Source organism: Nocardia sp. NBC_00565, assembly GCF_036345915.1.
Taxonomy (GTDB): Bacteria; Actinomycetota; Actinomycetes; order Mycobacteriales; family Mycobacteriaceae; genus Nocardia.
Genome location: NZ_CP107785.1, coordinates 1282428 through 1303311 on the forward strand (window position 1 = coordinate 1282428; position 20884 = coordinate 1303311).

A 20884-nucleotide genomic window follows, 5' to 3' on the forward strand; every position below is an offset into this window, starting at 1 on the left:
AAGGCCCGCGGCGCCTATACCGGCCGAAGCCCGCGCTCACCACCGAGCAAGCCGACCTGCTGCGCACCCGCGTCAGGTGATGGTGGCGGGGTCGCTGACCACATGGATCGGGTAGGTCAGACCGAGATCGGATCCGCCGGTCTTTCAGACAGTCCCTGCTGTCAGCGCGGTCGTTTGGCGGCTTCGCCTCGGACCTGGTCGGTGAATCTACTGGGGATGTGCTCGGATATGTCCGCACGTGAAGTGATGGTCAGTTTATTGAAAATCGCCGCGATTTGGGCGTCGACAGTTCGAGACGACTTTCCGCCGCGGAAGGCAATGTCGATGTTGGTCCACCCGGCCGCGGCCAGGATCGCGACCTGTTGTTCGGTCGGGGTCAGTTCGCGCCAGTGCGATGTGGCGGCCGTGTCCGCTGGAGTATCGATGGTCAGTGTGCCCAGTGCCAGCTGTTGCACTTCGTTTCGTTCCGGACGCAGACGCATGCCTCGGGTTTCTGCCGCGGCGAAGGCGTCGGGCCCCAGTACCCGGCGGGCGACAGCGATAGCTTTTTCGGATTCGTCGAGGAGGGGGCCCGACGCCTTGATGTCGATGCCGAGCTTGGCTCGTAGGGTTGTGGTGCCGCCGGCCAAGTGGGCGATTTCGGTGGCCAGGGCAATCAGTTTCTTGCGGTCGGGTTTTCCGGCGACGATCGAGTCGGTGATGATGTGCGCCAATGACCAGGTCCGGAACTGCACCAACCACACCGCGGCCCATCGCTCGTTGGTGGCGAGGTGATATGCCAGCGAGGATCGTTCGAGGGCCAGTGCTTCGGTGGGGTTGCCGTGTCGGGTCAAGGCTGTCGACCTGGTGAGTTCGGCGCAAGCCTTTTCCCATGGAATCCCGGAGACGGTCGCGCGATCGAGGTAACGCTGCGTGATCTCGTCGGCTTGCTGCGCGGTTCCCAGCAGGCCCGCGGCCAGGGCAGTGAACAGCTCGTTCATTGAGGCAGCGCCGCGGTCGCCGTACGCCTCGAATTTATCCTGGGCTCGGCTCAGGACGGTGATGGCGCGGGCGTCACGCCGCGCGAATATCAGCTCCGCCCCCCATGCGAATTCGACTGGAGCGGGCAGCCCGATGTCGGTCTCGGCGGTGTCTCGCCAATTCCGCCTGGCGTCTGGGTCGGGGATGCAGGCGGCGACGCAGTCCTCGAGCATCTGTTCGGCATCCTCGAGGGTGCCTTGGAGCGTGGCGAGCCATGCGATGGTGGCCACGGCCCCGATCTGGAGTTCGATGGGTTGCGGGGTCGCTGCCCGGGTGGCGTCGAGGCAGCGCAGGGTCCATTGGCGTATTTCTCGTACCGAGCCGCTGGTGAAGCACACCTGCAGGGTGATCAGCCCGAGACAGATCTCCAGACCGTTTCCGGCTTGGCCCGGGGTGGTGATGCTGGTTTCGATCGCGATGAGGGTATTGGCCCAGACCGTCCGGGCCCAGTCCACCAGGGCTTGCCCTTCGGGATTGAACCAGTTGGCTGCGGCGTAGCCGATTTTGTCGTGGTAGTAGCGGCGGTGCCGCTCGGCCAAGCGGGTGGGTTCGTCCACCGCGGCAGTGCAGCGCTGGCGCAGTCGCTGCTGGGCGAAAACCCGTAGGCTCTCCACCAGGGAATACCGCACCGTGGTAGCTGTCCTGTGCGTCGTGACCAGCGACTGTTCGACAAGGCGCTCGAGCAGGCCCTCGATCTCCTGCCGGGGCAGGTGCACTTGGGTATCGCTGGTTTCGTCGTCACAGCAGATTGTCTCGATGGCGTCCAGTTCGGCGCCCACATCCAGGGCGGCGTCTGTGGTGTCGTCGGGGTTGGTGACGTAGCCGGCGGCGAACACCGACAGGCGGTCGAAGAGCAGACGTTCCTTGTCGCTGCACAGATCATAGGACCAGGAGATGACGTCGACGACTGCTCGATGGCGGGGGTCGATGCCCGCGCGGGCGCCGTACGACCAGCGCAGTCGGGTGTCATCAGCGTGGCCGGTGAGCCCGTGCAGGATGGCGGCCAGGGGTTGGCGCAGCAGTCGTGCGGCCGCCAACTGGATGTAGAGGGGATGGTTGTGGACATGGCGGCAGATCTCGGCGGCGGTGGTGGTTTGGTCTTTGCCGGTGACGGGATGTTCGGTGAGTTCGGCGCGTTGCCGAAACAGGGCCAGTGCATCGCCGTGCGATAGCGGCGGAACGGTGATCAGGTGTTCGTCGATCCAGCCGATGGGTTCGCGGCTGGTGGCCACGATGCTCAACCCCGGTACCGTGTCGATGAGGTCGGCGATCAGAGGTTCCACACCGGAGAGTACGTGCTCGCAGTTGTCGAGCACCAGCACGGTGTGCGGGGCACGCCCGGTGGTGTCGGTTCGAGTGAGGGTGTCGACCACGGCTTCCCACGCCGATCGCCCGGAGAAATCCGCCTCGATCACCGCATGGGCAACTTCTTCTGCGACCGCGGTCTTATCCGAATCTGGAGCCAGTCGAGCCAATCGCACCCAGCACGCTCGTGTTTTCCTGGCTTCGGCTTTACCGCAACGGCGCAACGCTTCGACGGCCAGACGAGTCTTCCCGATCCCACCCGGGCCGGTGAGGGTGATCAACCGGGCTGGGCCCAGCAGTAGGGTGCTGATCTTTTCCAGCTCGCGGTCTCGACCGACAAAGCTGTGGGTAGGGGTAGGTAGGCTGCCCACACCTTTCCGGCGCCTGACATCCATACCACACGATTATAGGCCTCGCAAAAGCAGTGCTTGCGCGGAGCAGACTTTGATCGACCCGCATGTAGTCGTCAGTGGCACCGCAACCGCGGAACTGGTCCGCAGCCTCGTATCACGGCGACGTACCGCTACCGAATTCGAGATGTGCCAGCAGAACCGCTCGTGGTGACACGATCCTTACCGGTACGTCTTCCGTGGGTACATGCTGACTGAAGGACTTTCAGCCAGAACTCACGGTTTTTCGATGTGTGGCACCGGGATTCGTGGTGAGTTCCGGCGAAGTCTAGCGGTTGCCGATTCTGCTCAGCCGGACGGTGGGTGTTCGAGTTCGTCGCCGAGCAGGTGTTCGGCGATGGTGGCGTAGCGGACGGCGGTGTTGTGGGAGATGCCGAAGACCAGCGTCAGGTGCGCTACGTCAGCGACTACCGTGAGTCGGTCCTCAGCGTGGCGGAGCAGGTGGGTCGCCGCGCTGTGGCAGTGTGCTCGGCCATGATGCAGACAGCCCGTCTTGCGGTTACGGCCGTGTCGATCCTGTCAACCGTTCTCGCGGTGTCGGCTTGTATGCGCCAGCCTGTCGCGGAACTCGCGCGGACCTTTCCCGATCTGGTCTACACAGTGGTTGACGGCAATGACCAGCGGCTCGATCTGTATCTGCCCGCCACCACAGCAAAAGCGCCGCTGGTGCTGTATTTCCATGGCGGCGGATGGTCAAGTGGTTCACGCAAGAATTACGGAAAAGCGGGGTGGCAGGCCGATGAGCGCACGCCGTTCGCACAGTTGGCTGCGGCGGGTTACGCGGTGGCCAGCGTGGACTATCGGCTCACTGGTCAGGCAAAGTGGCCCGCCCAGATTGTTGATGCGAAAGCCGCGGTGCGGTGGCTGCGCGCAAATGCTGACAGGTATCACATCGACTCGAATCATTTTGCAGCGTGGGGAGATTCGGCGGGTGGCCATTTAGCGGCGATGCTGGGCACCTCGGGTGGTGTCGCCGAACTCGAAGGGATTGAGGGCAGCGCCGGTTACTCGAGTCGGGTGCAAGCGGTCGCCGACTGGTTCGGCCCCACCGATCTGCTCACCATCGACGATCAGGCCCTCGACGACGGCCGGAGCACGGTTCACCTCGCGGAGGGTTCCGCGGAGTCGCTACTGCTGGGATGTGTCGCGACCCGATGTCCGGAGCGGGCCCGTGCCGCGAGTCCGGTCACCTATGTCAGCGGCGATGATCCGCCGGTGTTGTTGCTGCACGGGCGTTTCGATCACGTCGTCCCGTTCGGTCAGAGCATCGAATTTCGTGACGCGTTGCAGCGAGCCGGGGTGCACACCGAGTTCCACGCCTACGACTGCGATCACGAATTCTTCGGCGCCGCACCACCGCCGGAGCAGATCCGGGCCACCTTGATCACCTTCCTAGACCAGACCTTCGGCCGTTAGCGAGGAGTCAACCAAGCCGGGGCAGTCCCATCGGCAGTGGCGCCGTTTTGATGAATACCATCAACGACCGAACCCATAGCCGGCGTCAGTCGCGAGGGCTGTCAGCCTTGGGCGGCTGGTGACGATTCGAGCGCGGCTACCAGGCGGTCGGGGGCGGTCACCATCGGCATGTGTCCACTGTCGAACTTTTCGACAGTGAGCCCGCGGGCGCTGACACGCAGGGGATCGAGGAATCGCGCTCTGTCATTGGCTGTTTGGAGCGGCTCAGACGTCGTCGGTGGCTAGTTCGATCAGTTTGCTGTGGGCCTTCGCTATTCCGGACGGTGTGTAGTGCGCGATCACCACACCCTCGTCGTTCTCTCGGTCGTCGAGGTGTGCACGCAGGTAGTTGTAGGTGTCGGGTAGAAACAGGGTCGGTGTACCGAGCCTGTGCACGGCGTAGTTCAGCGCGGACTGGTCCTCGATCGGCAGGGGCCGTGCGCGGTCGCGCCACAGTTTCGCGGCGAAGCTGAATACCTCCTGGTGCGCGTGGCGATTCACGATGAACATGCCCGCGTTGAAGTATGTATCGCGGGGTAGGTCGGCGTCGTACTCGGGATAGAGTTCGATGAACTGGTCACGCACGCAGATGAATTCATCGTGATCAGCCGGCAGCGCTGCGGCCGACCAGGGACGCAGTACGACGGCATCGGAATCCAGGTAGAGGATGGTGTCCGCCTCGGCGAGTTCGAACAGCCAGAGTTTGACGAAACCAGGGAACGCGTCGCGGGGAAACCCCGCCGGAGCGTGCTCGATGACGCGGAATTCCAGGCCGGTCATGCGTTCGGCGCGTGATGCGCTCAGTCGCGCGGTCTCCCGGTAGCCACCGAGTCCCAGCATCACCCCGATCATCGTTTCAAAGATAGTGCGCTGCAACGCCACAGCGGTACGGTTGACCTCATGAGTGAACGAAGTCCCCGAACCATGTCGGGGTGCACTTCGCGTGTGGTCGAGCCCAGCGTCGGTGCGGTGCGGTCATGAGCGAACTCCTGCGGTTTCGCACCGGCGATGACGGTGTGATCGTGGTCGAGGCGGATCCGTCCGACGCCGGCGTGCAACGGGTCGGCCGCGGTGGGGTCGTGGAGGTGAAGCGGCGCTTCGAAGATGCTCTGACCGATATTCAACACGCCGCCGCGGCGGCCTTGGCGGTTTTCCGCGACGGCGATCTGCAACCGGACGGCGTCGAGTTGGAGTTCGGTATCAAGCTCAATGCCGAGGCCGGGGCGGTGATCGCCAAGACCTCGCTGGAAGGTCACTTGACGGTCAAGCTGTCCTGGAATCCGGGAACCTAATCGACCCGGCGCGTGTCGTCCACGCGCCTCATTGTTCGCACAGCGTCAGGATGTGTACGGCACCGGCCGCCTCACCACACGCGATGCCACCGTCCGGCAGCGCCGCGATAGTGGTTATGCGGCCATCGCCGCTGAAACAGGCCACCTCCGTAGCCGATTCCACGTCGTGCACGGTCAAACGGTCACCGGCTCCGATCGCGATGCGCCGGTCACCGTGCAGGGCGATGATCGTGCGTACCGGTTCACCCAGTTCGGCGATCACACCGAGTGGCTCACCGTCGGAGATCCGCCACGACCGGACGGTGCCGTCGCTACCGCAGGTCAGTGCCTGCTCCCCAAGGACGAGAATGCCGGTCAGCAGTGAGTCGTGTGCCTGGTGCTCCCAAACGGGTTCGGGTGAGCCGAGACACCACGCCGACAGCACTCCCGAGACACAGCCGGACAGGACACGGTCCTCGGCGACGCCAAGGCTGATGATCGGGCCGCCGGTACCGCGATAGGACTGAATCGGCTGCCCGGTCGTCACGTCCCAGACACCGACCTGACCGCGTGCGCCGCCGACGACGACGTGGTGGTCATCGAATCCGGCCACCAGCAAGCGTGGGGGCTCCGACAGGTCGATCTCGATCACCGGTCCGGCGAGGTTGGGCATCGCGGCCGCTGCGGCCGCGAACCGCAGTCCGGTGGTCGTGGCCATGGCCAGATGGCCGGCGCGGGCTACGACCCCGCACAACTGTCCTCGGGAGACCTCCGTGCCGGTGTCGTGCCATGGCTCGGTCTCGTTGGTTTCGTTGTCCGGCAAGGGAATAGACGCAGCGTCACCCCCTCGGCCGAACACCCGCCAACCCAGACCAGGCACCTCGGCCACCGCTACGGCCGGCTGTGTCGTGATCGAGTGCGCTGTCCGTCGGCCGGTGCGCAGATTCCACGTGGACATCGATCCGTCGTCCGCGGTCGCGACGATCGTTTGCGGGTCGACGACCGTGATCGATGCGATCCAGGCCGCATGCATCGAATCGCTCTGCTGTGCTGCCGCTGTCACGTCCCAGACCCGCAGGGTCGACTCTTGCGCCGCCGACACGACGCGGGTGCCGTCGGAGCTGAACGCGGCCGCGGCAATCCATCCGGTGTGGCCGCGGTAGGCCCCGATCGGCGGTTCGACCGTGAAGCGGTCGCGCAATCGCAAGATACCGTCGTCGGCACCGGACAACACGCGACGTCCGTCGGGTGACAATGCCACCATCTCGACCCATCCGGTATGCCTTCCGAGTTCTGCGGTGGTGAGCCCGGATTCGATGTCCAGAAGCTCCACCGCGCCCGAGGCGCTGCCGAGGACTGCGGTCGACCCGTCCGGTGTCACCTCCAGTGACCACACCTGGCCTCGGGTGGGGTTGCGGTCGGCTCCGAGGAACGTCCCGTCGGTGTGATCCCAGCAATGCACGACGCCGTTGTCTCCGGCGAAAAGGACGTGGCGATCGGTCAGTGCCATGGCGCGTGACTGCACGCCGTATTGGCCGGCGTCGAAACACCACTTCAGCTCGAGACCGTGAACGTCCCAGACTCTCAGCGTGCCGTCTTCGGATTTCGACGCTATCGTGCGTCCGTCGTGCGCGGCGCGCACCGTGTACACACTTCCGAGATGCCCCTCGAGCACACTTATCTCGGTGGCTGTCGGCCAATCCCACACGCGCACAGTGCCATCCACCGATGCTGATGCGAGCAGCGTGCTGTGCGGTACCAGCGCGATAGACCAGACCGCGCCGTTGTGGCCCTGCAGGACGCTGCTGACACTGCCATCGGTCAGATCCCATACTCGGATCGTGCCGTCGGCGGATCCGGACAGGACCCAGCGCCCGTCAGGAGATACTGCGAGAGTCCAGATTCCCCCCTCGTGGCCACGTAGTTGGTACCGTTCCCGCCCGTCGTCGGTCAGATCCCAGACCCGGATGCTGCCATCCCAGCCGCCGGACACCGCGTAATGATTGTCCGGCGTGAGTACTACATCGCGAACCGAGCTGGTGTGCCCGACCAACGCGAACAGCAGTGGACCGCCCGGAGCCGTCAGGCTGGCAGATCGCGGTCGCAGCCATCGCTCGCCCTCCCAATTCCGTGCGGCCGCAACGAGATCCTCGATCTGCGGCACAACCGAATCGCCGAGACGGCCGATGAGCTGCGCTGGGAGCTGCGCCCGGCTGCGTGTCAGGGCGTGACTACTCAAGCGCAGCGCATCACCGACAGTGGTGACCGGATCGATCCTGCGCAGTAGCCGATAGGTGGCAAGCAGTTCCGTCGCATCCGCCGCCCACAGTACGGCCTGCAGCCAGTCCAACTGCGACAGCAGACCTTGCAACTGTGCGACCTCGCCTGCGGCGAAGAGGTGATAAGGAAGGGCCCGATGGAAATATCCGTCGTCTGGACCGTGTTGCCACCCGTTCGGCGCTTGGGCGCGATACGCCGCCACGAGCAGTCGATGCAACCCGGCTGTGTCGACGACCTGCCGACGCAGATAGTCCATCTGCAGATCGTGCAGGCCGAATCTGCCATCGGTCTCGAGATGGATCAGCGACCTGTCCGCGAGGCGGTCGAGTAGCTCTGTCACATCCAGGTCGTCGAGTCCGGCGTGCGCCCATAGCGCTTGTACCGCACCGACAGTAGGCTCGCGATCCGCGAACACAGCCAATTCGATGTAGCGCTCGCGGTCGTCCGGATCGAGGGCGTCCACGCCGACGCTGATCGCGCGGAGCAGATCGGGATAGGGGTAGTTGCCGAACTGCTGGGCGATCTTGCCGAGATCGGCTTCCCGCAATCGTCGCAGTACCCCGCGCCAGCGCTCCGGGCGGCCCGCGACCATGGCGCCGGCCATCGCCATGGCCAGCGCGAGATATCCGCATTCTGCGGCGACCTCCACCGCTTCTCGAGGCAGCGCCTCCACTGCGGTGCGTGCCCATTTGGCCAGCAGAGTCAGCGACTGGCGAAGCGGCAACTCGCGCACCTCGTAGGGCAGTGCCCCTACGCCCCGTGCGATGGCGGCGTCGCGGGTGGTGAACAGCAAGCGACCCGGTTCTTCGACGATATCGAGATCACCGAGATCCGTTGCGGACCAGACGTTGTCGACGACGAGGAGGTATCGACGTCCCGTCAGAATCTGGGTCAGCAGCGCTTTGCCCTGCTGGGCGTCGGCGAAGACCGTGCCGGTGTGGCCGAACGCGGCCGCGACCTGCGCCTGCCTGGTCGGGAGGACGGGGTTCGGACCGAGTTCGACCCAGACGACACCGTCCGGGAAAGCCGCTCGTACTCTGTCGTCGCGGCACACCGCCGCCGCGAGAACGGATTTCCCGACCCCGCCCATCCCGACAACCGCGACCCGTCCCCCATCGGGCCCGGCCACCAGCAACGCCGAGCTCACCGCTTCCACCTCGGCTCGAGTGACGAACTGGGATGGCAGTACCGGAACATTCGACAGCGCGCCGACCGCGCCGGCAGACCGGCCGACCTCGACACCGACCTCGCGCAGCGTGCGGGCAAGGAGCGAGGTCGGGAGCATGAAACCGATCTTGCGGGCCGCGGCACGATCACGCGCCACCACCATGCCGACAACCCGATCGGCTACCTCGTCGAGTACGGCGCCACCGCTGAATCCGGTTTCGATGGCGGAACCAGGAACCTTGATGTCTTCGAGTTGGTACCAGCCGCCACCCACGCGGTCACGAATCACCCCACCGGCCCACAGACCCGCGTCGTGACCGTCGGGGAAGCCGTACACCCGAAACGGGTGGTCGCGAACGGTATCGGAGTCGAGTAGCCGGATCGGCTCGATCGGCGCCGGCGCGGCCAGCGCCAGTACTGCGATATCTCCGCCATCCGGATCTCCCACGGGTGACCAGCCCACGACCGATGCCGACAATGGTGCGACATCGGGCGCCTGAGTGAATTCGACCGACACCTCTGCTGACGGTCGTTCCGCCGCCGCGGCGTCCGCTCCGGTAGCGTCGCTGACGACGTGCGCGCAGGTCAGCACAAAGCCTTGGGCGACAAGGAATCCCGCGCCGACCGTAACGCCGTCGACGGTGCGCACCGCGACCAGTGCGCGCCGCCAGTCACCCGCGAACATTCCAGTGCTCCTCGTTCAGCTCGCACCATCCGTGCCGCAGGTCATCGTCCACCGTGCGGACGAACAGGTTCAGCCGACCGGGGCGCGCCGAGCATACGGCAGGTCTGCCGATCGAGCCGATTCCATCGGCGATGACCCGTAAATCCGTCGATGACGCGCCCGCGTCCAGGATGCGCGTCGTGGCCCAGCCGACCGTTCCCTGCGATACTCCGAAGAACACGTCGATGCGACACGGACTCGCCGATACCGCCACCGGATCGGAAACCGTGGCCGCCCCGGCCAGCACCTTGTCGCCGCCCCCGGTCCGCCACAGCTGTTCGGCTGCGGGCTCGAACTGGACGAGTCGATCATCATGTCGCGCGAAGGCGACGAGTCGATTCGAAATAATTCCGACACCTCGGCACCACACCAGTGTCGGATCTCCGGTGCAGCTCAACGATTCTCCCGTCGACGCCACCACGGCGGGACCGACATCGAAAGTGGCGCGGCTCGGCAGCATGGGCGTCGAGGTCCACTCATGGGTACGTTCATCCGGAACGTGGTACTGACGGCGCAACACCCCGTCGTCCTTCCCGCGTGCGACGACCTCCACTCCGTACAGACTCGTAACCACCGCGGCTGGCTGCCCGACGACCCGCCCGGCCAGGCTTTCGGGCCCCATGAGACCGATCGGATGTTGATACCAGTAGTGTTCGATCACCTCGCTGGCGCCAGTGGCGAACAGATCGAACCGGCCGCAACTCCAACTGATGGCGCTCGCGTCCGACACCGCGCCTTCGGACCGCACGAGTCGCCATGTTCCCCAACGGCCGGTGTATTCACAGTGCCACAGCCGGGTCTCGGCGTCTCGAATGAACAGATCAAGACGGTCCGCACCCCAGCTGACCAGCGCGAGTCGACCCAACGGTGAGGCAGGCACCGCGAGATGTGAGGTGGCGACGATCGTGTCGTCCTCGAGGACATGATGTAGCACGTTGTGCTCATCATCGAGGACAACCACATCCACATACCGCGACCCTCGCGCAACGGCGACCGGATCGGCGACGATGCCGGACGCGAGCACAGAAAACGGCGGAACCTGTACCACCGGAGTGTCGTTCACATCCCCGATCATGCTACCGCCGAGCCGCCAACGCAGTGGTGTCGGTGAACTCAGCGGAATACCGTGGGACCGACACCGCTTCGATCAATTGTGGCGTCACTACGCCCACCTACTTCAGCAGCGAAAACTGCTGACTTTTAGGGGAATAGCGCGGGGCTCGGGGCGGGCACCCAAAGAATGATCTGGGTGCCCGCCCGAGCGCACTTCAGAGCGATATCGCCCCGTGTGACCTGAGCAGTCTGGTGAGGTTGGTGCTCACCAAGCCCGCTGCCCGCAATATCGCTTCGGTGATCGCAGGGACTCGTTGGAGTTCGGTCACCGTCGCCGCCAGCGCCGCGACGATCTCTCCTGCGGGTCCGCGCACGGGTGCGGCGACGCAGGCGAGTCCGTAGCGGCTCAGGTCGGTGTCGTAGGCGAGGTTCCTTTCTCTTGTCACGGCGAGTCGGCGACTCCACTCGCGCGATGAAAAGCCCTCCGGCGGTATGTGATTCGCGCGGCCGGTGGCTAAGACCTGCTCGGCTGCAGTGCCCGGCGGCAGCAGGACCCCCGCGCGCAGTGGAAAGATCTCATCGATCTCGCGTCCGATGCCGCCGATGAGCATGGTGTGGCCCCGGTCGGTCACCGCGAGGCTGAAGCCGCCACGCTCGGTCGCCGAGGTCAGCTGTGCGAGCGGTTGCGCTGAGGCTGCGCGCAGTAGTCGTGCGGGTTGCCAGGTTTGTCCGAGCCGGAACACTCGGGGTCCGATCTGGTAGCGGCCGTTGCGCCGTTGCACGGCGCCTTCTTCGACCAGCTGGTTGAGTAGTCGGTAGGCGGTCGCTTTGGGTAGTCCTGCGGCTGTTGCCAATTGGGTCAAGCCCTTCTCGTCGCCGTGTGTGAGCGCCTCCAATAGGGCGAATGCCCCCTCGAGCACGCCGCGTCCCCCGACGGCCTCTGCCCTGTCGATCGTCGCTTCGTTCACTGTCTGTCCTCCCGTGCAGATAACGCAACGAACCGAGCACCACGCGTCTTATCGGTCGTGGTCCAGTAAATGGAACACCCGGTTCGCTCATCCGACCGCTCACTACCGCAGGTGACCGATCGGCTCCAGCATTGGTTCATCGGGCCGAATGGGCGCCGGGGGTTCGTCTTACAGCGACAAGTCTCGGGCTGCCACCTTTCACCGGCGTCTCATCGACGTCTCAGGGCGCCGACGTGGGAGGCCGGTGGCTCGACAGCTCGGGGGAAGTTTCGGACATTCGAAATCGAGGGAGAGCAGATGGTCGACAGCCTTTTTGCTGACGTGTCATATTTTCAGGCGCCGGTGGACGATTCCTATCCGCACGCGATCTTGAGTTTCCGGTCGAACGACGGTACGTTCCGTGACCCGAACTTCGCCGTCAACTACGAATGGGCTTGCCGGGCAGTGGATTCGGGTCGTTTGGCGTGTTTCATCGTCTACTTCTACTGGCGGCCGAACTGGCTCGATACCGTGCGCACTCATCGGGAGATGGTCGAGCAGGCGGGTGGTCCGCATCTGCGGATGATCACGATGATCGACGTCGAATCCGGCGGCAATCCCCACGGAGATCAGTCCGACGGAATCAACTGCTCCTACTGGAATATCGCGGACTGGCTGGGGGATCAGCGGCGGGTGATCGGTTACGCCAACCACGGCGATTTCCATGGCATGTGGTCCGAGCGGCCCGATGGGTTGCGGGTGATCGGTGCGGGTTACGGCAGGAACCCGAATCTGCCCGGTCAGATCGCGCATCAGTACACCGACGGTCAGGGCTTCGGCGGCGGCTTGCCCGAGGGTTGCCCACCGTTCGGTGCTTGCGACATGAACGCCGCCAACGGCATGTCGCCGCAGGATTTCGCCGCGGCGTGCGGCGTGGGAATAGAGGAGGAATTCATGTCCGTATTGAACGAAGCCGAACAGCGCGAACTGCTGGAGAAGACCCGCGACATCTGGATCCAGTTGCGCGGGCCCGAAGGCGAGGGCTGGGCCCAGCTCGGCAAGAACGCCCGCGGCGAGAACCTGACCCCGGTCGACGCGCTCGCAGCGGTCGAGGAAGCTCTGCAACATCCACGGAAGTAACAGTGCGCCCGTTGCGGTGCCCGGGGCGCTGACCGCTGGCACCGCAACGCGCGGGAACTGTTGTGCAACACGTGTATTCGAACCATTCGGCTGATGACAGGGGAGTAGCGATATGGTTGACCAATCTCGGCCGAGCGAGTCGATTTCGGGTCGATCCGACATCGGGAGCGAACAGGCGGATCCCGGGACAACCAGGTTGCAGCCGCCGATCATCAGCCTCCCGAAGGGTGGCGGTGCGATCAAAGGGATCGGTGAGAAGTTCGCCGCTAACCCGGTGACAGGAACCGGATCATTGACCGTCCCCATCAGCGTCAGCCCGGGCCGTGGGGGTTTCGGCCCGCAGTTGACGCTCGCCTACGATTCTGGGTCGGGCAACGGACCGTTCGGAATGGGTTGGAGTCTCGGACTTCCCGCGATCACCCGCAAGACCGATAAGGGTTTGCCGCAATACGACGACGCCGCGGAGTCCGACGTCTTTATCCTCTCCGGCGCCGAGGATCTGGTGCCGGTGCTTGTCGCGCAGAACGGCGGTTGGGTTCCGGAAGAACTGCCGACGCGCACGGTGGGTGGCGTTCGCTACCGCGTCCAGCGCTATCGCCCTCGCGTCGAGGGGTTGTTCGCGCGCATCGAACGCTGGACGAACCGCACCAACTCGGCAGATGTCTTCTGGCGTTCGATTTCTCGTGAGAATGTCACGACGTGGTACGGCAGGACAGCGGCGTCCCGCATCGCCGACCCCGCCGATCCGAGTCGAATCTTCAGCTGGTTGATCTGCGCGAGCCACGACGACAAGGGCAACGTCATCGGCTACGACTACAAGTCCGAGAACGACGAGCAGGTATACAGCGGAAAACCCAACGAACGGAATCGAATTCGTACAGCCAACCGTTACCCCAAGCGAATTCGCTATGGCAATCACACGCCGTACTTCCCGACTTTCGATCCCGTAGCCGCCTGGCCCGCGTTGCCCGCCGAGGACCAGTGGTACTTCGAGCTCGTCTTCGACTACGGCGAGCACGATCGAACTATCCCACTGCCACAGGACGCGCCGGGCTGGGGGGATCGACCAGATCCGTTCTCCTCCTACCGATCCGGCTTCGAGGTGCGCACCTACCGTCTGTGCCGTCGGGCCCTGATGTTCCACCACTTTCCCGACGAGCTGGGCGTTGGCGTCGGCTGTCTGGTCCGCTCGACCGACTTCACCTATGCCCACGACGCCGACGCCACCAACGCGCGCAATCCGATCTACTCGCTGCTGACCATGGTCACTCAACAGGGATACCGGCGTCATGACCGCGGCTACCGCTCCCGGTCGCTGCCGCCGGTCGAATTCGCATACAGCGAAGCCGAGATCCAGAGCGAGTTGCACGAAATCGATCGCGAGAGCCTGGAGGGGTTGCCTGCTGGCTCAGGCGATGGATACCAGTGGGTCGATCTTGACGGCGAGGGGCTGCCAGGCATCCTGACCGAGCAGGGCGGCGGGTGGTTCTACAAGCGAAACCTCAGCCCCGTAAATCCGATTGGGCACAACGGTGATGCGCAACTCTGCGCCCGATTCGCGCCGCCCGAGCTGGTCACCCCGAAGCCCGCAGCGGCATTGGCCGGCCTCGAGTTCGTCGATCTGGCCGGAGATGGGCGCCCGGACATCGTCCGGTTCGACGGACCCGATCCAGGTTTCTACGAACGCGCCGAGAACGCCGACTGGACGCCATTCGCACTCTTCGGCCAGTTGCCCAACCGCAATTGGAATGATCCGAATCTGCGGTTCGTCGACCTGGACGGCGACGGCCTGGCCGATGTGCTGATCACCGAGGACGACGCACTGGTCTGGCATCCCGCACTCGGTGAGGACGGTTTCGGCGCTGAGCGGCGCGTCCCAACGGCGCGAGACGAAACTCGCGGCCCGGCACTGATCTTCGCCGATCCCGAGCAGACGATCCACCTCGCCGATATGAGCGGTGACGGACTGACCGACCTGGTCCGCATCCGCAATGGCGAAGTCTGCTACTGGCCGAACCTCGGCTACGGTCGCTTCGGCCCCAAAGTGACAATGGATCGCGCGCCGTGGTTCGACCGGCCCGACCAGTTCGACAGCAAGCGCGTGCTGGTCGCCGACATCGATGGCTCCGGCACGACCGATATCCTCTACCTGCATGCCGACGGCATCCGCGTCTACCTCAACCAGTCGGGCAACGGTTGGGGGAATCCGGTGGCAATCAACGTTATTCCGCCGGTCGGTGCGCCGGTCGGTGTGCAGGCACTCGATCTCCTCGGGAACGGCACCGCGTGCCTGGCATGGTCCTCGCCGCTGCCGGGTGACGCGGGCCGACCGCTGCGCTATGTCGACCTGATGGGCGGCCAGAAGCCGCACCTGCTCGTGACGATGAAGAACAACCTCGGCAGTGAGACCGAAATCCGCTATGCACCCTCGACCAAGTTCTACCTACAGGACAAGCTGGCGGGTACCCCGTGGGCGACCAAGCTGCCCTTCCCGGTATTTGTCGTCGAACAGGTGACGATGCGCGATCGCTGGCGCAAGACCAGCTTCTCCAGCACCTACAGCTACCACCACGGTTACTTCGACGGCCCGGAGCGCGAGTTCCGCGGCTTCGGACGGGTCGAACAAGTCGATATCGACGATTTCGGCACGTTCGCGAGGGCAAACACCAACAGTCCGTATATAACTCAGGACCACCGGCTCTATCAGCCACCGGTGAAAACAGTCACCTGGTTCCATACGGGCGCGCAGATCGACGGCACTCGGAACCTCCATCAATTCGACCGCGAGTACTTTCCACACTGGTTCGAGGACAACCAGCCGGGTACGCCGGTGCTCGGGACATTCCACGAGCGGGTAATGCCCGATCTCGATCTCGATGCGCTCGACCTCACCGCTGAAGAGCGGCGCGAGGCGCTGCGTGCCTGCCGAGGCTCGCAGCTACGCCAGGAGGTCTATGAACTGGATGTCGACGCTCTGACGGAGGGAATGCAGCAGCCGGTAAAACTCTTCTCGGCGACAGCGCACGTCTGCCATATTCGGCTGATGCAACCGCGGTCGGGCAACCGGTACGCGGTCTTTCACGCCACGGAGAGCGAGGCGATCGCATATCACTACGAACTCGATCTGCGCCCAGCGACTGTGGTACCGGATCCGCGGATCAGTCATACGCTGAATCTGCGGGTCGACGAGTACGGCCATGTGCTCCAAAGTGTCACGATCGGTTACCCACGCTGGCAGCCGGCGCCGCTGAACGACCCATTGCTGCCCGCAGGCGTCGAGACATTGGTGGCCGCTGTACAGAGTGAGCTCCACGTCGCCTACATCGAGACCCGCCACACTGCCGATGTGGTCGCCGATCCTGACCACTACCGGCTCCGTTTACCTTGTGAGGCACAGACTTACGAGCTGACCGGGATCGCGCCCCGCCATGGGCGCTATTTCGGGCTCGGCCAGCTACGCGGGCTCGGAATCAGTGACAACTACCCGAGCGCCGGAGCACTGATCGAGGCAATTCCGTACCAGCAGTTGCCCAATCGCTTGCAGCCCCAGCGGCGACTGGTCGAGAAGACGCGCACACTGTTCTTCACCGACGTATTGAATGGGCCACTGCCGTTCGGCACCCTGAGTGCCCACGCGCTTCCCTACGAGACCTACACACTGGCTTTGACCGATTCGCTGCTGGTGCGCGTCTTCGGCAACAAGCTGACACCCGATGTCACCGCGGCACTGGGCAACAGCGCGACCAGCGGCTACTCGAGCGGCCCGACCCTGGTGCAACGTTTGGGCACCGACACCGTTGGCCAGTACTGGCGCTGTGCTGGGATCGCGGGTTACAACGCAAACGCATCCCAGCACTTCTATCTGCCCGAACGCTACACCGACCCATTCGGCAATGTCACGCTACTGGAATACGACTCGCGCGACCTATTCATCCGTGCGAGCACGGACGCGCTCGGAAATCGCACCGAGGCAGTCGCTTTCGACTACCGCGTGTTGCAGCCGAGTGAGGTTGAGGATGTCAACGGCAACCGATCACAGGTGAGGTTCGATGTGCTCGGCATGTCCACCGCGCTGACGCTGACCGGCAAGGACGGCGAGGGCGATGTACTCGGCGGATTCGATGACACCGCAACGGATCCGGACCCGTCGGCCATCGTTGCCTTCTTCGTGACCGACGATTATCGTGCGGCGACCGCGAAAGTACTTCTCGGTGGGGCCACCTCCCGACACCTCTACTATTTCGGCGAGATCGTGCGGAACGGCTCCGTGATCTGGGGCGCCCACCCGCCGTGCGCGGCCGCAATCATGCGCGAGCGGCATCATGCGCAGGATCCGGACAGCCCGCTGCAGGCGTCTTTCGAGTACTCGGACGGTGGGGGGACCCTGCTCGTCAAGAAAATCCAGGCCGAACCGGAGTCAGCTGGCGGCCTGCTGCGCTGGATCGGAAGTGGCAAGACGATTCTGAACAACAAGGGCAAGCCGGTCAAGAAGTACGAACCGTACTTCAGTCCGCGCTCGGTCGGCCATCGCTTCGAGGAGCCGCACGAAATCGGTGTCACGCCAGTGCTGTTCTACGATGCGCTCGGTCGGGAGATTCGCATCGAGTCGCCCGACGGCAGTGTCAGCAGGGTGGATCACGCGCCTTGGCGGGTCACCGGCTACGACGCGAACGACACGGTTCTCGAACCGGGAAATGCCTGGTACGCACGCATGAGTACATCGCATGCGGCCGCCGACCGCCGCGCGGCACAACTCGCCGCCGCACACGCGGGCACGCCGGCACTGAAGCTACTCGACAGCCTCGAACGCACCGTGGTGACAGTTGCCCACAATCGCGCGAACGGTGCTGACGAAAAGCACGTCACCTTCACAAAATTCGATGCCGAAGGCAAGTCCCTGTGGATACAGGACGCTCGCGGCAACCGCGTGGTTCAGTACGTCACCCCGCCGTTGCCCGGTGGCGTCCACCGTTTCGACGACGTCCAGAACCTCGCCCCGCATGGGATTGCGCCCTGCTACGACATCTCCGGCTTGTTGCTGTTCCAACACAGCGCGGAAGCCGATGATCGGTGGACGCTGCGCGATGCGGCGGGCAAACCGTTCCTCGCCTGGAACAGCCGAGGCTTTCGCACCCGAACGAGCTACGATGCATTGCATCGGCCTGTCGGCGTATTCGTGTCCGCCGCAGGCGATTCAACGCTCACCGGTGCCCCGCGGGAGTTGAAGTCCGCGCTTGGCGCGGAGGTGCTCGTCGAGCGACGGATATACGGCGAGTCTCATCAAGAAACAGGTAATAACCTGCGCGGCAAGCTCTTTCGCATCTACGACAGTGCGGGCGTCGAGACCAGTACGAGCTATGACTTCAAGGGCAATCTGCTCACCAGCGATCGCCGCTTCGCCCACGATTACACCATCGTGCCGGATTGGTGCGCACTCACCGAACTAGTCGATATCGACGAGATCGCCGCTGCCGCAGAGCCGATGCTCGAGCAAGCCCCTGCACTGATCACCCGGACCGAGTACGACGCACTCAACCGCCCGATTGCGGTGGCAACACCTGACGCAAATGTTTATCGCGCAACGTTCAACGAGGCCAACCTGCTCAACCGAGTCGACGTCAGCCCGCAGGGGGCCGCGACGGCCACTTCCTTTGTGACGAATATCGACTACAACGCGAAGGGTCAGCGCTTACGGATCGACTACGGTAACGGCGCGACCACCACCTACGCCTACGACCCGTCTACTTTCCGCCTTACCAACCTGCGAACGACGCGGCCCGCTGATCCCGATGCCACTGCCTCGCAGCTGTTCACGAACGCAACTCTGGTCCAGGATCTTCGCTACACCTATGACCCGGTCGGCAATATAACTCGAATCGAAGACGCCGCCTTGGCGACTACCGCGCAAGCCGGTGCTATCTCTGAGTATGTCTACGACGCCATCTATCGACTGATCGTTGCCAGCGGTCGAGAGCACAGCGGCCAAACCGGTTTTGCATTCGGACCGAATGACACCAGTCGTCGTGACTATCCTTTTGCCGGTGCTCGCATCCATGCGAATGACCTTCAGGGTCTTCGCGGCTACGTCGAGCGATATCGGTACGATACGGTAGGCAACATCCTGTGCCTAGTCCATCACTCAGGAAATAACGTCGACCAACCCGGTTCTACACTGTGGCAACGTCGCTATCAATACGCAATCGACAGCAACCGACTCCTGGCAACGAGCCTGCCCGGTGATCCGGACCTACCGGACTACGCGGAGCGCGGCGGATACGCGGCCGGATACGACCACGATGTGCACGGGAACATGACGAGCATGTCGCACCTTCCGCTGATGCGGTGGAATCACCGAGATCAGTTGAGTGCGACCGCCCAGCAGGTGGTACACGACGGCATTCCCGAAACTACGTACTACGTATACGACTCCGAAGGTCAGCGGGTCCGCAAAGTCACCGAAACTCGAACTCGTGCACGCAAGAACGAGCGAATCTACCTGGGCGGCTATGAAATCTATCGCGAGTACCGCGGTGTGACAGTCGCGCTGGAGCGTCAGAGTCTTCACGTCATGGACGATAAGCAGCGCATTGCCATTATCGAAACCGAGGCGATATCAGCGGCGCCGCGACGGATTCGCTACCAAATTGGAAATCATCTCGGCTCGGCCGGCGTCGAACTGGATCAGGACGGCGCGCTGATCGCTTATGAGGACTTCCACCCCTACGGCACCTCGGCATTCCAGGCCGGACGCAGCGCGGCAGAGGTCAGCCTCAGGCGCTATCGCTACACCGGAAAGGAACGTGACGACGAGACCGGGTTCAACTATCACGGAGCGCGATACTGCGCGCCATGGCTGGGGAGGTGGGCGAGTTGCGATCCCCTCGGCATCGATGGCGGCTTGAATGTGTACGCCTATGTGGAGGCACGACCAACCATCGCGGGCGACCCGACCGGACACATCTTCGTCCTATTCGTCGTGGCTGTCGTCGTCGTAGCCACTCTTACCGCAGTGAGTGAGGCCGGCGCTCCCGCCAACCAGCGAGAAGCCGAGGCCGTAAAACCGGCCATTACTCACGAGGAGTTCGCTGCGCATACCGCGGTCGTCGGCGTCAGCACGGCGGTCGGAGGAGGTGTCGGGAACGCGCTGAAAGGTGCACCGGCCGTGGTTCAGGGCGTGGTCGGCGGTGCGGCAGGCGGTGCAGTGCAAGGAGTCGGCGACCAAGCGATCCAAGATGTGAAGAAGGGTGAGGTCAGCTCGCCGAAGCAGTATGCGCAAGGCGCCATCGAGGGTGCGGCCAGTGGCGCGGTTGTCGGCGGAGCTTTGGGCGCGGGAGGACAACTCGTCAAGAAGGGCGCATCGCTGGTCAAGGCGGCCAGAGGCACGAGGGCCACGCCGCCTCCGAGTGACCCGTACGACGTCGCGGGCTGGAACAAGTACTACGCGCAGAACCCGGGTGCCAAGCGAAGTGTTGGCGCCGCAGCGCGCAACGATCCAACTGCGTTCGGCAGAAAAGGCGCGGTCAAAACGGCGCCGAAACCCGGCAGCGGGGGGCAAGGACCCGGTAAATGGGTGGAGGTCGGCCGGAGGTCGAGTGGCGAGTCACTCCAGAGGCAATCAGAATTTTCGGACAAACCGATCGTGTATAAGAATGGCAAGGCCAGGATCGAGGAATATCAGATCGACGATGTTTCGTTCGATCGTTTCAAGAACGGCGTACTGGGCGAGGTGAAGGATAACTACGGATTCCTGATCAAGATGGGATCGAAGTCGGCGGCCGGGCAATTGGTTAACGAGGCCGCTCGCCACCAGCGAATTGCCACAAAGTATGGACTCCCTGTCGAGTGGCACGTGCGACCTGAATACGTCGATGCATTCAAGAACGTCCTTGGCAAGAAGTTTCCATCCATCAATGTTGTGCCCTGGGGTTCCTAGGGGCGCGGCCATCCACGGTCCGGTGACTCGACCGAAGGCTTCCGCAGTGCGGTCGACTCGGTGCACGATGAGTCCATCGAGTCGACACCGCGACCGGGTATCTCGATACGTGAACAGAAGTCTTCGTGTCGCCCTGTGCGGTCGGGGTTCGCACAGGAACTGATTGTGTCCCATAAAAT

Annotated in this window: 9 protein-coding genes; 4 read left to right on the forward strand and 5 right to left on the reverse strand. The window is 63.9% G+C overall.

What is annotated here, in order from left to right:
* Window positions 1–161: 161 nt before the first annotated feature.
* A complete protein-coding gene (locus OG874_RS06300; RefSeq protein WP_330254168.1) occupies window positions 162–2720 on the reverse strand; it encodes a helix-turn-helix transcriptional regulator in 2559 nt (852 codons plus the stop codon).
* A gap of 318 nt (window positions 2721–3038) precedes the next feature.
* On the opposite strand from OG874_RS06300, the gene OG874_RS06305 reads away from it, so the two are divergent.
* Window positions 3039–4151, forward strand: a complete 1113-nt coding sequence (locus OG874_RS06305; protein ID WP_330254169.1) for an alpha/beta hydrolase — start codon at window positions 3039–3041, stop codon at window positions 4149–4151.
* A 264-nt stretch (window positions 4152–4415) separates the two neighbouring features.
* On the opposite strand, the gene OG874_RS06310 is transcribed toward OG874_RS06305, so the two are convergent.
* Window positions 4416–5042 carry a glycosyltransferase gene (locus tag OG874_RS06310; protein ID WP_330254170.1) on the reverse strand — a complete coding sequence of 209 codons (627 nt, stop codon included), beginning with the start codon at window positions 5040–5042 and terminating at the stop codon, window positions 4416–4418.
* A gap of 125 nt (window positions 5043–5167) precedes the next feature.
* On the opposite strand from OG874_RS06310, the gene OG874_RS06315 reads away from it, so the two are divergent.
* Window positions 5168–5482, forward strand: a complete 315-nt coding sequence (locus tag OG874_RS06315) for a CU044_2847 family protein (RefSeq protein WP_330254171.1) — start codon at window positions 5168–5170, stop codon at window positions 5480–5482.
* A 28-nt stretch (window positions 5483–5510) separates the two neighbouring features.
* On the opposite strand, the gene OG874_RS06320 is transcribed toward OG874_RS06315, so the two are convergent.
* From OG874_RS06320 to OG874_RS06330, 3 genes are all read right to left on the reverse strand, one after another.
* On the reverse strand, window positions 5511–9593 hold the full coding sequence (locus OG874_RS06320) for an NB-ARC domain-containing protein (RefSeq protein WP_330254172.1): 4083 nt from the start codon (window positions 9591–9593) through the stop codon (window positions 5511–5513).
* A complete protein-coding gene (locus OG874_RS06325; RefSeq protein WP_330254173.1) occupies window positions 9580–10695 on the reverse strand; it encodes a hypothetical protein in 1116 nt (371 codons plus the stop codon). Before OG874_RS06325 ends, OG874_RS06320 begins: the two co-directional genes overlap by 14 nt.
* 205 nt (window positions 10696–10900) lie before the next feature.
* Window positions 10901–11653, reverse strand: a complete 753-nt coding sequence (locus OG874_RS06330) for an IclR family transcriptional regulator (protein WP_330254174.1) — start codon at window positions 11651–11653, stop codon at window positions 10901–10903.
* Window positions 11654–11950: 297 nt separating this feature from the next.
* On the opposite strand from OG874_RS06330, the gene OG874_RS06335 reads away from it, so the two are divergent.
* Together OG874_RS06335 and OG874_RS06340 are read left to right on the forward strand one after the other, a co-directional pair.
* Complete coding sequence (locus tag OG874_RS06335) at window positions 11951–12772, forward strand: hypothetical protein (RefSeq protein WP_330254175.1); 822 nt, start codon at window positions 11951–11953, stop codon at window positions 12770–12772.
* A gap of 112 nt (window positions 12773–12884) precedes the next feature.
* Entirely contained in the window at window positions 12885–20705 is a 7821-nt protein-coding gene (locus OG874_RS06340) for a SpvB/TcaC N-terminal domain-containing protein (RefSeq protein ID WP_330254176.1), read from the forward strand.
* The last annotated feature ends 179 nt before the right edge of the window (window positions 20706–20884 follow it).